Source organism: Streptomyces sp. NPDC015346, from assembly GCF_043078785.1.
Taxonomy (GTDB): Bacteria; Actinomycetota; Actinomycetes; order Streptomycetales; family Streptomycetaceae; genus Streptomyces.
In genome coordinates this window covers 478,709-493,949 of the sequence record NZ_JBIBTW010000001.1, presented here as the reverse complement: position 1 = coordinate 493,949, position 15,241 = coordinate 478,709, and the positions used below count along the sequence as shown (strand labels likewise).

The following is a 15,241-nucleotide window of genomic DNA, read 5'->3' as shown; positions in this document are numbered from 1 at the left end:
CCCCCAACCTGCCCGTAGGGGAAACCCCTCATGCCTCGCTAGGCGACGATGTTGACCAGCTTCGGCGCGCGCACGATCACCTTGCGGATCGTCGCGCCGCCCAGCGCCGCGACGACGTTCGCGTCACCCAGTGCCAGCGCCTCCAGCTCCGCGTCCGTGATGGACGGCGAGACCTCCAGACGCGCCTTGACCTTGCCCTTGATCTGCACGACGCAGGTCACGGTCTCGTCCACGACGTACGCCGGGTCGGCGACGGGGAAGTCCTGGTGGACGACCGAGTCGGTGTGGCCCAGCTTGCGCCACAGCTCCTCGGCGATGTGCGGGGCGAGCGGGGCCACCAGCAGAACGAGCTGCTCGGCGACGGACCGCGACACCGCACCGCCCGACTTCGTCAGGTGGTTGTTCAGCTCCGTGACCTTGGCGATGGCGGTGTTGAAGCGCATCGCGGCCATGTCCTGCGAGACGCCGTCGATCGCCTTGTGCAGGGCGCGCAGGGTGTCCTCGTCGGGCGCGTCGTCGACGACGGTGACCTCGCCGGTCGACTCGTCGACGATGTTGCGCCACAGGCGCTGCAGCAGCCGGTACTGCCCGACCACCGCGCGCGTGTCCCAGGGGCGGGAGACGTCCAGCGGGCCCATCGCCATCTCGTACAGGCGCAGGGTGTCGGCACCGTACTCGCCGCAGATCTCGTCGGGGGTGACCGCGTTCTTCAGGGACTTGCCCATCTTGCCCAGGACGCGGCTGACCTTCTCGCCCTGGTACCAGAAGCCGCCGTCGCGCTCCTCGACCTCGGCGGCCGGCACGGCGATCCCGCGCGCGTCCCGGTAGACGAAGGCCTGGATCATGCCCTGGTTGTACAGCTTGTGGAACGGCTCGGCCGAGGAGACGTGTCCCAGGTCGAACAGGACCTTGGACCAGAACCGCGCGTACAGCAAGTGCAGTACGGCGTGCTCGGCGCCGCCGACGTACAGGTCGACGCCGCCGTGCGGCTGTCCCTCGCGCGGACCCATCCAGTACTGCTCGACGACCGGGTCGACCAGCTTCTGGTCGTTGTGCGGGTCCAGGTAGCGGAGCTCGTACCAGCAGGAACCGGCCCAGTTGGGCATGGTGTTGGTCTCGCGGCGGTACTTCTTCGGTCCGTCGCCCAGGTCGAGGGTGACGTTGACCCAGTCCTCGTTGCGGGACAGCGGCGTCTCGGGCTGGGTGTCGGCGTCGTCCGGGTCGAAGGTCCGCGGCGAGTAGTCGTCGACCTCCGGCAGCTCCAGCGGCAGCATGGACTCGGGCAGCGCGTGCGCCACGCCGTCCTCGTCGTAGACGATCGGGAAGGGCTCGCCCCAGTACCGCTGGCGGCTGAACAGCCAGTCCCGCAGCCGGAAGTTGACGGTTCCCTCGCCGATGCCGCGCTCGGCCAGCCAGGCGGTGATCCGCTCCTTGGCCTCGACGACGCCCAGGCCGTCCAGGCTCACGTCCGCGTTCGAGGAGTTGACCAGTTTCGCCTCGTACGAGGAGAAGGCGTCGTCCCACGTCGACGGGTCGGTGCCGCGGTCGTCCGAGGGCTCCACGACGCAGCGCATCGGCAGCTCGAAGGCGCGCGCGAAGGCGAAGTCACGGCTGTCGTGCGCCGGGACGGCCATGATGGCGCCGGTGCCGTAGCCCATCAGGACGTAGTCGGCGATGAAGACCGGGACCTGGTCGCCGCTGACCGGGTTGGTCGCGTACGCGCCGGTGAAGACACCGGTCTTGTCCTTGGCCTCGGCCTGGCGCTCGACGTCGGACTTGGACGCGGCCTGCTTGCGGTAGGCGTCGACGGCCTCGGCCGGGGTGGCGTGCCCGCCGGTCCACACGTCGTGGGTGCCCTCGGGCCAGGCGGCCGGGACGATCTTCTCGACGAGGTCGTGCTCGGGGGCCAGGACCATGTAGGTGGCGCCGAAGAGCGTGTCCTGGCGGGTGGTGAAGACGGTGATAGCGCCGGCGTCGCCGACCTGGAAGTCGACACGGGCGCCCTCGGAGCGGCCGATCCAGTTGCGCTGCTGCAGCTTGATGGCCTCGGGCCAGTCCAGCGCGTCCAGGTCGTCCAGCAGGCGGTCCGCGTAGGCGGTGATGCGCATGTTCCACTGGCGCAGCTTGGCCTTGAAGACCGGGAAGTTGCCGCGCTCGGACCGGCCGTCGGAGGTGACCTCCTCGTTGGCCAGGACGGTGCCCAGGCCGGGGCACCAGTTGACGGGCGCGTCGGAGGCGTACGCCAGGCGGTAGTCGCCCAGGACGTCCGAGCGCTCGGCGGCGGTCAGCTCGCTCCACGCGCGCGTGCCGGGAATCTCACGGGTGCCGTTCTCGAACTGCTCGATCAGCTCGGCGATCGGGCGGGCCTTCTTGGCCTCGTCGTCGTACCAGGAGTTGAAGATCTGCAGGAAGATCCACTGGGTCCACTTGTAGTACTCCGGGTCGATCGTCGCGAACGACCGGCGCTTGTCGTGGCCCAGGCCCAGCCGGCGCAGCTGGACCTTCATGTTCTCCATGTTGGCCTCGGTGGAGACGCGCGGGTGCGTGCCCGTCTGCACGGCGTACTGCTCGGCCGGCAGGCCGAAGGCGTCGAAGCCCAGGGTGTGCAGCACGTTGTGGCCGGTCATGCGCTGGTGGCGGGCGAAGACGTCCGTGGCGATGTAGCCCAGCGGGTGGCCGACGTGCAGGCCCGCACCAGAGGGGTACGGGAACATGTCCATGATGAACTTCTTGGGACGGGCGACGATCTCCGGATCGCCCGCCAGGTCACCGGTGGGGTTCGGCGCCTCGTAGGTTCCCTCGGCGTCCCAGAAATCCTGCCAGCGTGCCTCGATGTCGGCGGCCATGGCCGCCGTATAACGATGCGGGGCCGCCGTCTCGGCAGCCGAATTCATCTCGCTCATGATCCTTGAAGCTCCATCGATCGTCTCTGCCCACTGCCACGGAATGCCACGAAATGAAAAATCCCCTCGCACAGGAGGGGACGCCGCGCCGATTCCGTCCGGATCTTTCATCCGACGGGACTGATCAGCGCGGCTCGCTAAGCAGAAGGCGTACGGCACGCATGGCGTCAGGGTACCGCAGGGCCCGAGCGGGACGCACCGGCGTTCCACCGGTCGGCGCGAGAGCGCCCGAGGCGCCCGGGTTACTCCGCGTATCGCCCCTATCCAGGGCAACCCCAGAGTCAGTTCCGCTTCACGCCCCCCGTAAACGAGCAAACCACCTACCGCCTGGTATGGAGCCACTTAGCATGCGGCAACGGGACCGCTTATCCGCACCATTCGGAGTCGCACCCATGAACCCTCATCGCAAGGTCCGCTCTTCTCCCCTCCTGCGAACCGGCATGAGCCGGCCGGTTCGAGGCGGGCTTTCGGTCGCGGCAGTGGTGGTCATTCCGCTGCTCGCCGTCGGCGGCGGCGACAGCTTCCGCGCCGCGCTCGACTTCATCACGGGCGTCCTTTCCCTGGTCTCCCTGACCGCCTCGGTCGCCTGGGGCCTGACGGCCACCGACCGCCTTCTCCTCTCCCCGCGTCACCGGCTGCTCGCCCAGGGCGTCCACCGGGCCACCGCCGTCGCGTCGCTCGGTTTCCTGCTGCTGCACGGCACCGTCAAGGTCTCCCTCGGCCGTGTCGAGCCGATCGGGGCGCTGGTCCCCTTCGGCCTCGGCTTCACGGGCACCGCGGCCCTCATCGGCTTCGGCTCGCTCGCCGGGCTCCTGATGGTCGTCGCGGCGGCGACCGGCGCGCTGCGCAGCACGCTGGCCGGCCGGAGCCGGTTCGCCGCGCGCTGGCGGCCGCTGCACATGCTGGCGTACCCGGCCTGGTGCTTCGCCCTGATCCACGGCCTGTACGCGGGCAGGCCCGCCGCCACCTGGGTCGTCGTCCTCTACTGCCTGGCGCTGGCGGCGGTCGCCGCCGCGGTCTCGCTCCGATTGCTCCCCGCCCCGACCCAGCGCGCGCTGGCCGAGCGGTTCGCCGGGTTCCTCGCCTCGCTGGAGGGCCGGACGCGCGTCCCGACTCCGGACAGCGAGCGCCCCGACCCGGGAGAGCGGCCCGAGCGGCCGGAGCGGCCCCGGCAGGCAGGTCTCGCGCAGGACGAGGGCAGCCTCGACGCCCCGACGGTCTCCGCCGAGTGGCTGGACCGCCCGGGGGCCCGTCCCTCGCCGACCGCACCGGCCCCCATGGCCGCCGCTCCCCCGCTGCCCCAGCAGCGGCTCTACGCGTCGCCCCCGCCGCCCCCTCCCTTCCCTCCCGCCCCGTCCGCCGCGCCGACCTTCTCCACCAGGCCCGGTTTCTCCGCCGCCTACCGCGCCGTGTCCCGCGCCGCCCCGGCCCCCGGCACGACCACTTCCCGCCGTCCCGACAGTGACATCCCGTTCGCCGAACGCGTCCCCCTGACCGAGGAGCTCCCCGTCGTCCCCGACCCCTCTCCCCGTCCCGGCTACTGGCCCACTCCCTCACCCACCATGCCGACGTACGCCAGCCCGCCCCCCGCGGGTGAGCCATGGACCACACCCGCAGGAGACCGCCCGTGAACGCACCGCTCCCGGACGTCCCCGAGGTCCGCGTGGTCGGTCTGCCACAGCTCACCCAGGGCTTCGATCTGGTCGAGCGCCTCGGCCTCGCCATGCACCTCAAGGTGCACGGGCCCCTGGAACCGATGAGCGGCGAGCGGCTCGCCCAGCTCGCCGACGAGATATCCCTGCACGGGCGCGGTGGCGCCGGTTTTCCGTTCGGCCGCAAGCTCAGAGCCGTCGGCCAGGCGGCGATCCGCCGCGGGATACGTCCCGTCGTGGTGGTCAACGGCAGCGAGGGCGAGCCCGCCTGCCGCAAGGACACCGTGCTGCTCAACCGCGCTCCGCACCTGGTTCTGGACGGGGCCCTGCTGGCGGCGGAGGCGCTCGGCGCCCGGACGCTGATCGTGGCCGTGACCCGTAACTCCACGGAGATCTCCATCCGGTCGGCGCTCGCCGAGCGCGGCCTGTCCGACCGCCGTGGACAGGCGCTACGCGCGCGTGTCGTCCGTACCCCCGAGCGGATGGTCTCCGGAGAGGCGTCCGCGGTGATCCGCGCGGCCGGCGGTGGACCCGCTCTGCCGGCCGGCCGGCGCGAACGCGCGGCGGAGTCGGGAGTGGGCGGCGCGCCGACGCTGCTGTCCAACGCGGAGACGTTCGCACAGCTCGCCGTGGCCGCCCGGATCGGCCCGCACCGCTATGGCCACTCCGGACTGGACTCCGAGCCCGGCACGGTCCTGCTGACGCTCTCGGGGACCGTCGCCCGCCCCATGGTGATCGAGGTCCCGACGGGTGTCCCGCTGCGGTACGTGCTCCAGCTCGCCGGTGCCCCTCCGGTGCCCCAGGGGGTGCTCACGGGCGGCTACCACGGCAACTGGATCGACTCGGCGGCCGTCCACGACGCCGTCGTCTCGCGCGCCTCCCTGGCGGCCGTCGGCGGGTCGCTCGGAGCCGGGGCGATACTGCCCATCGGTCCCGAGACGTGCCCGCTCGGTGAGTCGCTTCGGGTCGCGAGCTGGCTGGCGGCGGAGACGGCCGGCCAGTGCGGCCCGTGTCGGCTGGGCCTCCCGGCGGCGGCCGGTGGCCTGTCGGACGTGCTGAACGGTGGCGGTCCGGCGGCGCTGGCGGCGCTGCGGGAGGTGACCCAGGCGGTGAAGGGCCGGGGCGCGTGCAAGCATCCGGACGGTTCGGCCCGCTTCTTCGCCTCGACTCTCTCGGCCTTCACGGACGATCTGGCCGCTCATGTCCTCGACGGTGGTTGCGGGCGGCCGACCAGAGGGGTCCTGCCGCTGCCCGCGCCCGGCTACCAGGACGCGGAGGAGTCGATTCCGAGCGGCGAGAAGCTGGCCATCGACTGGACGCTCTGCCAGGGGCACGGGCTCTGCGCGGACATCGTGCCGGAGCTGATCAGACTGGGCCCGGACGGCTACCCGGCGCTCGCCGACGCCTCCGTGCCGATGCATCTGCGCGGGCGGGCGCAGCGGGCCGTGCGCCGCTGTCCCGCGCTGGCGCTCCGGATCGAGCAGCCGCCTCTGGAGCGTCCGGCACTTCCGCCCGGCACGGGCCGTAAGGCGCTGGACACCGGCAGGGGTTGATCACCCTTCCCGGCCCCCTCCGCCCGCCTCGTGGCCCGGAAACGAAGAAGCGGACCATCGATTCGGATGGTCCGCTTCTTCGTTCTGTGGAGCTAAGGAGAATTGAACTCCTGACCTCCTGCATGCCATGCAGGCGCTCTACCAACTGAGCTATAGCCCCTTGCTGTCCGCCCCGTTCGGGTTTCCCCCGCGGCGACAGACAGAACATTAACCGGCTCCCCGGGGGATCACCAAATCGTTTCCAGGGCGCCCTGAGGCCGCCGGGTAAGGTCCCCCTCTGTGACCGTGTCCGTGCTCGCCCGAACCCGCGCCCGCCAGTGGCCCCTCGCCACCGCCGCGGCGACCTGTCTCCTGTCGTTCATAGCCTTCTGGGTGGCGCAACGCCTCGCCCACGTGAACATGCTCGACGTGATGGTCTACCGGGCCGCGGGGGAGACGGTCCGCGCGGGCGGCGACCTCTACGCGATGCGCGCCACCTCGGCGAACCTCGGCATGACGTATCCGCCCTTCGCGGGGCTGCTGTTCGCCCCTCTGACGCTCGTCGGCGTCCCGTTGATGCGGACGCTGGCGACCGCCGGGAACCTCCTCCTCGTGGTCGCGCTCGTCCAGCTCTCCCTGCAGCTGGTCCGCCCGTCCCTGTCCCGTACACAGCTGTGGCGCACCACCCTCTGGGTGGCGGCGATCGTCGTCTGGTGCGAGCCGGTGTGGACGACTCTGCGGTACGGGCAGATCAATCTGCTCATCGCGGTGGCGGTGCTGTGGGACTTCACCCGTCGCGAGGGGAACCGCTGGGCGGGCGTCGGTATCGGACTGGCCACTGCGGTGAAGCTCACACCGGGACTCTTCGTCGTCCTTCTTCTTGCCGCCGGTCTGCTCCTGTGGCGCCGGGACGGGGGCTGGAACCAGTGGCTCCGCACGGCCGTCACCGCGACCGCGGTGTTCCTGGGCGCGACGGTGGCCGGTGCGCTGATCCTGCCGCACGACTCCAGGCGCTTCTGGACCGAGACGCTCTTCGAGACCGGCCGGGTCGGCTTCGCCGAGGAGACCGCCAACCAGTCGCTGCGCGGGGTGCTGGCCAGGCTGATGCACACCGACGACCCGGGCATGTGGTGGGCGGTGACGGCGGCCGTCCTCGGCGGCGCGGCGATGGTGCTCGCGGTACGGGCAGCGCTGCGCGGGGACAGGGCGCTGTCCGTGATCGTGTGCGCCCTCACGGCCCTGATGATCAGCCCGATCTCCTGGTCGCACCACTGGGTGTGGTGCGTACCGCTGCTCGTCCTGCTCGTGGACCGCCGGGACCGCGTGAAGCCCGGCTGGGCGGTGGCCGCCGTGGCGCTGGCCTTCGCCTCGTTCGCGCTGTGGTGGGTCCCGCACGACCCGGGGCGGCCCGAACTCGACCAGAACGCCGGTCAGATGCTGCTCTCGGCCGTCTATCCGCTGACGGCGACGGCGCTGTTCCTCGGATACGCCGGACGCGCCCTGACCCGCGGGCCTCAGGCCGTGGCGAAGGAGTAGAACCGCTTGAGGGTGCAGTGCTCGTCGAGGAGCCGGCCGTAGATCGGCTCCCCCTCGAGCTCTCGGTACGTCTCGATGGGGTCGCCTTTTATGATCAGCGCCCGCGCGCACTCCTCGCACCAGTACTGGTACTCGGTGTTGACCGGGTCCATGTCCCGGACAATGGGCGTACCGCTGCCGCACCAGTCGCACTTCCGCCTGTGTGCACCCATCACTCAGCTCCAGCTGTGGCCGCAGGACGTGCACACATAGGACACCCCGCCGTTGTCGCCGAGCACTTGGGCGACATGGGGGGAACCGCAGGAGGGACAGTCGAGACGGGCTCCCGCCCCCTCGACCGGGGTGAGGTGGTCGGCGGGCGTGGCGACGGCATCGGCCTCGGCCTCGGTATCGGCATCCTCGGCACGGCTCACGGCCATCGCACACTCCCTCCCGTCCGGACCCTCGTCCCCCTCCGGCCGTCCGATTCTGCCATGGCCCCGCAAGGGGGTCAGCGGGCTCGGCGCACCAGGCGGGGAAGGGGTGACAAACGACGAATCCCGCCCCCTGGTGGGGACGGGATTCGGTGACTGTGGAGCTAAGGAGAATTGAACTCCTGACCTCCTGCATGCCATGCAGGCGCTCTACCAACTGAGCTATAGCCCCTCGTGTTCTTCGCGCTCCGCGCTGCGAACAAGAAGAACTTTAGCCTGCGAGCTGCCGGAAAGTGAAATCCGGGCCGTCGGGCGGCTCAGTCGTCGTCGCCGAGGACCGGTTCGGGCAGCGTGCCGGCGTTGTGCTCGAGCAGCCGCCAGCCGCGGGCGCCCTCGCCGAGGACGGACCAGCAGCAGTTGGAGAGCCCGCCCAGGCCCTCCCAGTGACGCGCCTCCAGGCCGAGCAGCCGGCCGATGGTGGTGCGGATCGTGCCGCCGTGGCTCACCACGACGAGCGTGCCGTCGGTCGGCAGCTTCTCGGCGTGCTCCAGGACCACCGGGGCGGCCCGGTCGGCCACCTCGGTCTCCAGCTCGCCGCCGCCCCGGCGCACGGGCTCGCCGCGCTTCCAGGCGGCGTACTGCTCGCCGTACCGGCCGACGATCTCCTCGTGCGTCAGCCCCTGCCACTCCCCCGCGTACGTCTCACGCAGAGCGGAGTCGTACGCGACGGTGTGGCCGGTCAGCGCGGCGAGCTCGCCGGCGGTGGCCGCCGCCCGCTTCAGGTCGGAGGCGATGATCGCGTCCGGCCTGAGCGAGGCGAGCAGCCGGGCGGACCGGCGCGCCTGGGCGAGGCCGGTCTCGGTCAGCTCGATGTCCGTGGACCCCTGGAAGCGGCGCTCCAGGTTCCAGGCCGTCTGGCCGTGGCGCCACAGGACGATACGGCGGCCGCTGCCGCCCGTGGTGGCGCTCAGCTCAGCTCACCGTCCGCCCCGTCGGCGCCGGTCAGCGCGGCGTGCTCGGCGGCCTTGCCGCGGGTCTTCAGGGCGTCCTCGGGGAGCGGAAGCTCGGGGCAGTCCTTCCACAGCCGCTCCAGGGCGTAGAAGACCCGCTCCTCGCTGTGCTGGACGTGGACGACGATGTCGACGTAGTCCAGGAGGATCCAGCGGGCGTCCCGGTCGCCCTCGCGGCGCACCGGCTTGGCGCCGAGCTCCTTGTTGAGCCGCTCCTCGATCTCGTCGACGATCGACTTGACCTGGCGGTCGTTGGGTGCGGAGGCGAGCAGGAAGGCGTCGGTGATCGACAGCACATCACTGACGTCGTACGCGATGATGTCGTGCGCGAGCCGGTCGGCCGCCGCCTGGGCGGCGGCGTTGACGAGCTCGATGGAGCGATCCGTGGCGGTCACAAGCAGGCTTTCGTCGGCGGTCAGAGACACATCAAGGGTCTCACGTACCGCCGACGCTCCCGCAAACCTTTACGACGAGGTCATTCCCCGGCCCCGGGGATCTTGTAATCCTGGCCCAGAATCACCGTGACGTCGGCGTTTCCGGCGGCCTTGCCCTTCTTGACCGCGCCGTCGGGCAGGCCGAGGGTCTTGGCCACCTCGGCCGCGGTCGCCTTCTGGGCGTCCTCGCCGTAGACGACCTGCGAGGTCTCCTCGGTATCGGCCTTGGCGCCGCCCACGAAGGCGTAGCCTCCGTTGACCAGGACGATCCGGGCCGCCTCCGTCGCGTCCCTGCCGGTGGCGTCCCGGACCGAGACGCGGACCGCCTCGCCCTGCTCGGGGGCGCTGACCTTTCCGCCGAGGATGTCCTTGACCACACTGTCGGCGGCGCTCTCGCTCAGCGAGCCGTCCGGCTCCACGGGGAGCATCGCCGTCTTGTAGTCGCCGCCCTTGGCGTGCTCGGCGAGCCGGGCGAGGGAGGCGCCGAGGTCCTTCTCGGGCAGGGAGGGGTCCATGATCTGGACGAGCGTCGCGATCGTCTCCGTGGCGGCCTTGGGGTCGTCGGGCATCTTCCGCAGCACGCCGTAGAGGACCTGGCCGAAGCGCTGGAGCTGCTTGGCCTCGGCCTCGCCGGGCGCGCGGTAGGTGGCGTAGGCGACGGCCGCGCGACCGTTGAGCGTCTGGTTCTCACCCTTGGTGACGAGCGGCGCCTCGCCCTTCTTGGCGGCCGGCACCTCGATGTCGGTGGTGATGTCGATGTTGCTGACGAGCTCGACCAGGTTCTCCAGGTAGGGCGTGTCCAGCCGCCAGGTACCGGTGATCTTCGTGCCGAGGAGGTTTCCGATGCCCTCGCGGGTGCCGCCGGAGCCGTCGTCCTCGACGGACTTGGCGAGCGTGGTCGCGGAGCCCTCGTCGTTGGCGACGGTGAGCGCGTCGGGGAGCAGGACGGTGGTGCCCTGCTTGGTCGTGGTGTTGTCCACCAGCAGGGCGGTGGAGGTTCCGCCGCCCTTGGTGTCGTGGAGGTGGACGACGATCGTGTCGCGCTTCTGGGGACCGGTCGCGGTGTTCCGCTGCTGTTCGTCCCCGCCCGTGCCGGGGAGCTTGCCGGCGGACCAGAGATAGCCGACGCCGCCGACCGCGGCGAGGGCGAGGACCACGATCAGGGCGATGACCCGGTTACGGCCGCGGCGCCTGGCCTCCTCGCGCCGCTCGGAGCGGCTCTCGGTGAACTTCAGCCAGTCGATGACGTCTTCGGAGTCCTCGTCGGGCTCCTCGATGAACGAGAACTGCTCGGTGCGGTAGTCCCGCGCGTCACCGTCACCGTCATGGTCACGGTCACGCTCACGGTCAGCTGCGTCGTCGTCCCGGGTGTCCGGGGCCGGGCGCTGGCCCGGAACCCCGGCCGGTGCCGCCACCGGGGCGGGAGCGGATTCGCCGCGCACGGCCCACTGCTGACCGGTGTGCTGCCGGCCGGTGTGCTGCCCGGTGTCGTAGGGCGTGTAGCCGTAGCCCTGCTGTTGCTGCTGTTGCTGCTGTTGCTGCTGGTACGGGTCGTACGGCTGCTGCTGGGGCTGCTGCTGGATCGGCTGGCCGTAGGCGTCGTAGCCGTAGCCCTGCTGCTGGGCGTACGGGTCGTAGGGCTGCTGCGCCTGGGGCGGGACCTGCTGGTACACCGGCTGCCCGTACTCGTCGTAGCCGATGATCTGCGGCTGCGGGTAGTACGGGTCGTACGGGTTCTGCTGATCGTTCACCGGTGCCCCTCTCCGAGGCTCACTCGCCGCGGTACAACTGGCGCTTGTCGATGTAGCGCACCACGCCGTCCGGCACCAAATACCAGACCGGGTCGCCCTGCGCGACCCTCATCCGGCAGTCGGTGGAGGAGATCGCGAGCGCGGGGACCTCGACCAGCGAGACCCCGCCCTTGGGCAGACCGTCGTCCGTGAGGTCGTGGCCCGGCCGGGTGACGCCGATGAAGTGGGCGAGCGAGAAGAGCTCCTCGGCGTCGCGCCACGTGAGGATCTGCGACAGCGCGTCGGCCCCGGTGATGAAGAAGAGGTCCGAGTCGCTGTTGAGGGAGCGCAGGTCCCGCAGGGTGTCGATGGTGTACGTGGGTCCGCCGCGGTCGATCTCGATGCGGCTGACCGAGAACTGCGGGTTGGACGCGGTGGCGATGACCGTCATCAGATAGCGGTCCTCGGCCGCGGAGACGGCCTTGTGGCTCTTCTGCCAGGGCTGCCCGGTCGGCACGAACACCACCTCGTCGAGGTGGAACAGGGCGGCCACCTCACTGGCGGCCACCAGGTGTCCGTGGTGGATCGGGTCGAAGGTCCCGCCCATCACGCCGAGTCGGCGCTTGCCGCGACTGCCAGTAGGCACTTCCTGCTCTCCCATGCGTGCAGAGCCTACTGGCACGGCGGCGAACGCCTGAGCGGTGGTCGCCGGCTCAGCGGTCGCGGTTGAAGCGGGTGGTGATCCACAGCAGCAGGAGCAGCGCACCGAGCGCGCCGAAACCGGTGAGGTAGGGGTTGAGGCTGTCGTGGTTGCCGCCGTGCTCGGCGCCCTGGGCGAGCGAGACCAGGTTGGCGGCGGTGCTGTGGAGGCTCATCTTCGGCAGGACCTATCGATCGGGGAGCGGAGACTTCGCCCACATCGTATGCGGGGCGTCCGGGCACGCTCACGCCGACTCAGTCGTTGGCGTTGATGTTCCACGCTGCCCGAGTTGTCCACAGGCGGAGTTGTCCACAGGCTCCGGCGCGTGTGGGCCCCAGCACCTAGGCTGGGACGGGTCAGGGGGACGAGCAAGGTCTCGTACGAACAGGGGGCATCCATGACCGAGCAGACCGACAACGGAAACGGGAACGTGCCGAGCAGGCAGCGCAAGCGCTTCCCGGACATCTCCTCGCGGGCCTACGAACACCCGGCCGATCGCTCGGCCCTCGTCGCGCTGCGCAAGCTGACCGGCTTCGACACGGTCTTCAAGGCGCTCAGCGGGCTGCTGCCCGAGCGCAGTCTCCGACTGCTCTTCCTCTCCGATTCCGTCCGGGTGAGCGACGCCCAGTTCTCGCACCTCAACGACATGCTGAGGGACGCGTGTTACATCCTGGACCTGGAGAAGGTCCCGCCGATGTACGTCACGCAGGACCCGAAGCCGAACGCGATGTGCATCGGCCTGGACGAGCCGATCATCGTGGTCACCACCGGCCTCGTGGAGCTGCTCGACGAGGAGGAGATGCGGGCGGTCGTCGGCCATGAGGTGGGCCACGCCCTCTCCGGTCACTCCGTGTACCGCACGATCCTGCTGTTCCTCACGGGCCTGGCGCTGAAGGTGGCCTGGATCCCCCTGGGGAACATGGCGATCATGGCGATCGTGACGGCGCTGCGGGAGTGGTTCCGCAAGTCGGAGCTCTCCGCCGACCGGGCGGGGCTGCTGGTGGGGCAGGACCTGCAGGCCTCGATGCGGGGTCTGATGAAGATCGCCGGCGGCAACCATCTGCACGAGATGAACGTGGACGCGTTCCTCGCCCAGGCCGACGAGTACGAGAAGGGCGGCGACCTGCGGGACTCCGTCCTCAAGATCCTCAATGTGCTACCGCGCTCGCACCCCTTCACCACCGTCCGGGCGGCCGAGCTGAAGAAGTGGTCCGAGACCCGCGACTACCAGCGGATCATGGACGGGCACTACCCGCGCCGCTCGGAGGACAAGGACGCCTCGGTGACCGACTCCTTCCGTGAGTCGGCGGGGCACTACGCCGACTCCGTGCGCACCAGCAGGGATCCGCTGATGAAGCTGGTCGGTGACATAGCCGGTGGTGCGGGAGACCTCGCGGGCGACCTGGGCGGGAAGCTGCGCAGCCGGTTCGGCGGCGGGGCCTCAAGGAGCGACGGGACCACCGGTGGTACGGGTGGGGCGACCGGCGGTACGGCGGGCGACGACAGCACGGGCGAGAGCGGGAGCGACGGCCGGGGCGGTCAGAGCGAGGGCTGAGCGCTCGGGTCGAGAGCTCCGCAGAGCGGGGAGGCGGCGGGTCGGCCCGTGGCGTACGGGTCGGTGACCGCGGGTTCCCCGGTGTCGGCGCCGGAGGCCCGCTCGCCCGCCAGGAGCGGGCGCAGGGAGCCGCTGGTGTCGTCGCCGCAGGCCTGGGGACCGGCCTGGACGACGCTGGTCAGCAGTTCGGCGCGGTGCATCCGCAGATCCTCCCGGTCGAAGCGGAAGTGGATCTCGCGGTGGACGGTGAAGAGCGAGGCCTGGCCCACCGGGCCGGCGCCTGAGGTGGCGGGGCGCACGGCGTAGGTGAACGTGTGGTCCGCGGTCACCTCCAGCATGTCGGTGGACGTCTCCGCGAAGCGGAGCGTGCCCTGGACGCGGGGCGCGGGCTCGGCCGGGGCCACCTCGGCCGGGTCGAACCGCACCAGCCAGCCGGAGACCGCGTGCAGTCCGTCGTCGAGCGGCGACTCGACACTCCGGTCGAACTGCTCCAGCTGGTCCGGGTCGATCAGCAGCCGGACGGGACGGTCCGTCGCTCCCGTCAGGACGTCGGGCTCCAGGGACGAGGTCACCAGGTAGTCCTTCGCGATGGTCAGGGCGGCGATGACCTGGCTCTCGGAGAAATGGGTGGTGCGTCCGGTGTGCGGGAGGTTGATGCCGGAGGCGCCCTCGCGGTACTCGGCGGCCGGGCTGCGGGCGAAGAGCTGGTCGGGCTCGCCGCCCGGCACCGGGCCCTTGGGGGCCAGCGGGACCATCGTGACGCGCAGGGGTTCGGCACGCTGGTCGACGGGGGGCTGGTAGGGGTTGCGGACGCCGAGATAGATGGCCGTTCCGAAGGCGAGGAGGATCAGCAGCACGAGCAGGACGGCCTGGCCGGAGCCGCTTCTGTGCTCGCGGACGGCGAGGGAGCGCACGGCCTGGGAGGGCTCTCCCATCCGCTCCTCGGCGGAGAACTCCTGGAGCCGGGCAGCGCGGACGAACGACTCGTCGAAGACGACGGATCGGTACTCGTCGTCACCACCGCCGGGGTCGGGGGCCGTCCCCTCAGGCGGGTCGCCACGCCCTGCCATACCTTCAGGGTAGGTCGGACGAAGCCCTGGTAAACGCCCAGGTACACGACAAGTTCCGATGATTTCCGACCTGTCACCCCACTGCGCGCACTCGGCTCAGGGGGTGCGGGGAGCGGGGGTGACCGACGGTGTGGAGTAGGGGGCGGGGGCGGAGGGGGCGACGGCCGCGGGAGGGACGGCTCGCGGCTTGTCGATGCCCGTCGTGGCGGGCGCGGGCACCTTGTCCTGACGGTTGGCGGAGGCGCCGCGGTAGACCGCGGTGAAGGCGAGGGCGACCATCCCGACGCCCATCACCAGGGCGAGCACCCAGGCGACCGGCCGGTGCCAGCGGGCGCTGCCCCGGTAGGGGCGCAGGGCCCCTCCGTGGGGGCCGTACGGGCCCGAGTCGTCGTCGGGGTCGTCCGGGTCGTAGCCGTCGCCGTAGGGGCCGCCGAAGGGGTCCGCGGGGTCGTAGCCGTCCTCGTGGAGCTCGTCCTCGCCCGGTCCGCCGCCGGCGCGTGCCCTGGCGGCCTCCGCCTCGGCGCGCGCCTGCGCCGCCGCGAGGAGGCGCTCCACGGCGGTCGGCTCGTGAACCTGGGCAGCGCGGACGAAGTCCTCGTCGAAGACCACGGTGGCGAAGTCCTCGTCCGCGCCCCCGCGGTCGTCAGAGTTCTCGGGGTCTCCGCCGTCCGGAAACGGCCTGTCCCCCACGTCGTCCGGCACGCTT

14 protein-coding genes and 2 tRNA genes are annotated in these 15,241 nt (G+C 71.0%); 4 read left to right on the top strand and 12 right to left on the bottom strand.

The window, feature by feature from the left end:
- Positions 1 to 38 precede the first annotated feature (38 nt).
- A complete protein-coding gene (leuS, locus tag ACF06X_RS02190; RefSeq protein ID WP_392285256.1) occupies positions 39 to 2,903 on the bottom strand; it encodes a leucine--tRNA ligase in 2,865 nt (954 codons plus the stop codon).
- A gap of 479 nt (positions 2,904 to 3,382) precedes the next feature.
- Between leuS and ACF06X_RS02185 the strand changes: the two genes are divergently transcribed.
- Both ACF06X_RS02185 and ACF06X_RS02180 read left to right on the top strand, forming a co-directional pair.
- Entirely contained in the window at positions 3,383 to 4,534 is a 1,152-nt protein-coding gene (locus tag ACF06X_RS02185) for a hypothetical protein (RefSeq protein ID WP_392285255.1), read from the top strand.
- Positions 4,531 to 6,108 carry an NADH-ubiquinone oxidoreductase-F iron-sulfur binding region domain-containing protein gene (locus tag ACF06X_RS02180; RefSeq protein ID WP_392285254.1) on the top strand — a complete coding sequence of 526 codons (1,578 nt, stop codon included), beginning with the start codon at positions 4,531 to 4,533 and terminating at the stop codon, positions 6,106 to 6,108. The genes ACF06X_RS02185 and ACF06X_RS02180 overlap by 4 nt, the downstream gene beginning before the upstream one ends.
- A gap of 87 nt (positions 6,109 to 6,195) precedes the next feature.
- Here ACF06X_RS02180 and ACF06X_RS02175 read toward each other — a convergent pair.
- Positions 6,196 to 6,268 (bottom strand) — tRNA-Ala (locus ACF06X_RS02175).
- Positions 6,269 to 6,387: 119 nt separating this feature from the next.
- Here ACF06X_RS02175 and ACF06X_RS02170 point away from each other — a divergent pair.
- Positions 6,388 to 7,623 carry a glycosyltransferase 87 family protein gene (locus ACF06X_RS02170; RefSeq protein ID WP_392285253.1) on the top strand — a complete coding sequence of 412 codons (1,236 nt, stop codon included), beginning with the start codon at positions 6,388 to 6,390 and terminating at the stop codon, positions 7,621 to 7,623.
- On the opposite strand, the gene ACF06X_RS02165 is transcribed toward ACF06X_RS02170, so the two are convergent.
- The 8 genes from ACF06X_RS02165 to ACF06X_RS02130 form a co-directional block, all read right to left on the bottom strand.
- Entirely contained in the window at positions 7,602 to 7,835 is a 234-nt protein-coding gene (locus ACF06X_RS02165; protein WP_137989347.1) for a hypothetical protein, read from the bottom strand. The genes ACF06X_RS02170 and ACF06X_RS02165 overlap by 22 nt on opposite strands.
- Before the next feature lie 3 nt (positions 7,836 to 7,838).
- On the bottom strand, positions 7,839 to 8,042 hold the full coding sequence (locus ACF06X_RS02160; RefSeq protein WP_392285252.1) for a hypothetical protein: 204 nt from the start codon (positions 8,040 to 8,042) through the stop codon (positions 7,839 to 7,841).
- Between the two features lie 153 nt (positions 8,043 to 8,195).
- Positions 8,196 to 8,268: transfer RNA gene (locus ACF06X_RS02155), tRNA-Ala, on the bottom strand.
- 85 nt (positions 8,269 to 8,353) lie between these two features.
- Positions 8,354 to 9,007, bottom strand: a complete 654-nt coding sequence (locus tag ACF06X_RS02150; RefSeq protein ID WP_392285942.1) for a histidine phosphatase family protein — start codon at positions 9,005 to 9,007, stop codon at positions 8,354 to 8,356.
- Positions 9,004 to 9,441, bottom strand: coding sequence for a ribosome silencing factor (gene rsfS, locus ACF06X_RS02145; RefSeq protein WP_392285251.1), 438 nt, complete (start codon positions 9,439 to 9,441; stop codon positions 9,004 to 9,006). The genes ACF06X_RS02150 and rsfS overlap by 4 nt, the downstream gene beginning before the upstream one ends.
- 80 nt (positions 9,442 to 9,521) lie before the next feature.
- Positions 9,522 to 11,231 carry an LCP family protein gene (locus ACF06X_RS02140; protein WP_392285250.1) on the bottom strand — a complete coding sequence of 570 codons (1,710 nt, stop codon included), beginning with the start codon at positions 11,229 to 11,231 and terminating at the stop codon, positions 9,522 to 9,524.
- 19 nt (positions 11,232 to 11,250) lie between these two features.
- Positions 11,251 to 11,871 (bottom strand): nicotinate-nucleotide adenylyltransferase, encoded by a 621-nt coding sequence (nadD, locus tag ACF06X_RS02135; protein ID WP_392285249.1) that lies wholly within the window; start codon positions 11,869 to 11,871, stop codon positions 11,251 to 11,253.
- 52 nt (positions 11,872 to 11,923) lie between these two features.
- Entirely contained in the window at positions 11,924 to 12,085 is a 162-nt protein-coding gene (locus ACF06X_RS02130) for a hypothetical protein (RefSeq protein WP_392285248.1), read from the bottom strand.
- 222 nt (positions 12,086 to 12,307) lie between these two features.
- Here ACF06X_RS02130 and ACF06X_RS02125 point away from each other — a divergent pair, with 222 nt between their 5' ends.
- On the top strand, positions 12,308 to 13,465 hold the full coding sequence (locus ACF06X_RS02125; RefSeq protein ID WP_392285247.1) for a M48 family metallopeptidase: 1,158 nt from the start codon (positions 12,308 to 12,310) through the stop codon (positions 13,463 to 13,465).
- Here ACF06X_RS02125 and ACF06X_RS02120 read toward each other — a convergent pair.
- On the bottom strand, positions 13,450 to 14,535 hold the full coding sequence (locus tag ACF06X_RS02120; protein ID WP_392285246.1) for a hypothetical protein: 1,086 nt from the start codon (positions 14,533 to 14,535) through the stop codon (positions 13,450 to 13,452). The genes ACF06X_RS02125 and ACF06X_RS02120 overlap by 16 nt on opposite strands.
- A 96-nt stretch (positions 14,536 to 14,631) precedes the next feature.
- Positions 14,632 to 15,237 (bottom strand): hypothetical protein, encoded by a 606-nt coding sequence (locus ACF06X_RS02115; protein WP_392285245.1) that lies wholly within the window; start codon positions 15,235 to 15,237, stop codon positions 14,632 to 14,634.
- Positions 15,238 to 15,241 lie beyond the last annotated feature (4 nt).

Coding starts and splice junctions, on each gene's coding strand:
- ACF06X_RS02165 (WP_137989347.1), bottom strand. CDS start 7,835: ATGGGTGCACACAGGCGGAAGTGCGACTGGTGCGGCAGCGGTACGCCC.
- ACF06X_RS02130 (WP_392285248.1), bottom strand. CDS start 12,085: ATGAGCCTCCACAGCACCGCCGCCAACCTGGTCTCGCTCGCCCAGGGC.
- ACF06X_RS02120 (WP_392285246.1), bottom strand. CDS start 14,535: ATGGCAGGGCGTGGCGACCCGCCTGAGGGGACGGCCCCCGACCCCGGC.
- ACF06X_RS02160 (WP_392285252.1), bottom strand. CDS start 8,042: ATGGCCGTGAGCCGTGCCGAGGATGCCGATACCGAGGCCGAGGCCGAT.
- ACF06X_RS02125 (WP_392285247.1), top strand. CDS start 12,308: ATGACCGAGCAGACCGACAACGGAAACGGGAACGTGCCGAGCAGGCAG.
- nadD (WP_392285249.1), bottom strand. CDS start 11,871: ATGGGAGAGCAGGAAGTGCCTACTGGCAGTCGCGGCAAGCGCCGACTC.
- leuS (WP_392285256.1), bottom strand. CDS start 2,903: ATGAGCGAGATGAATTCGGCTGCCGAGACGGCGGCCCCGCATCGTTAT.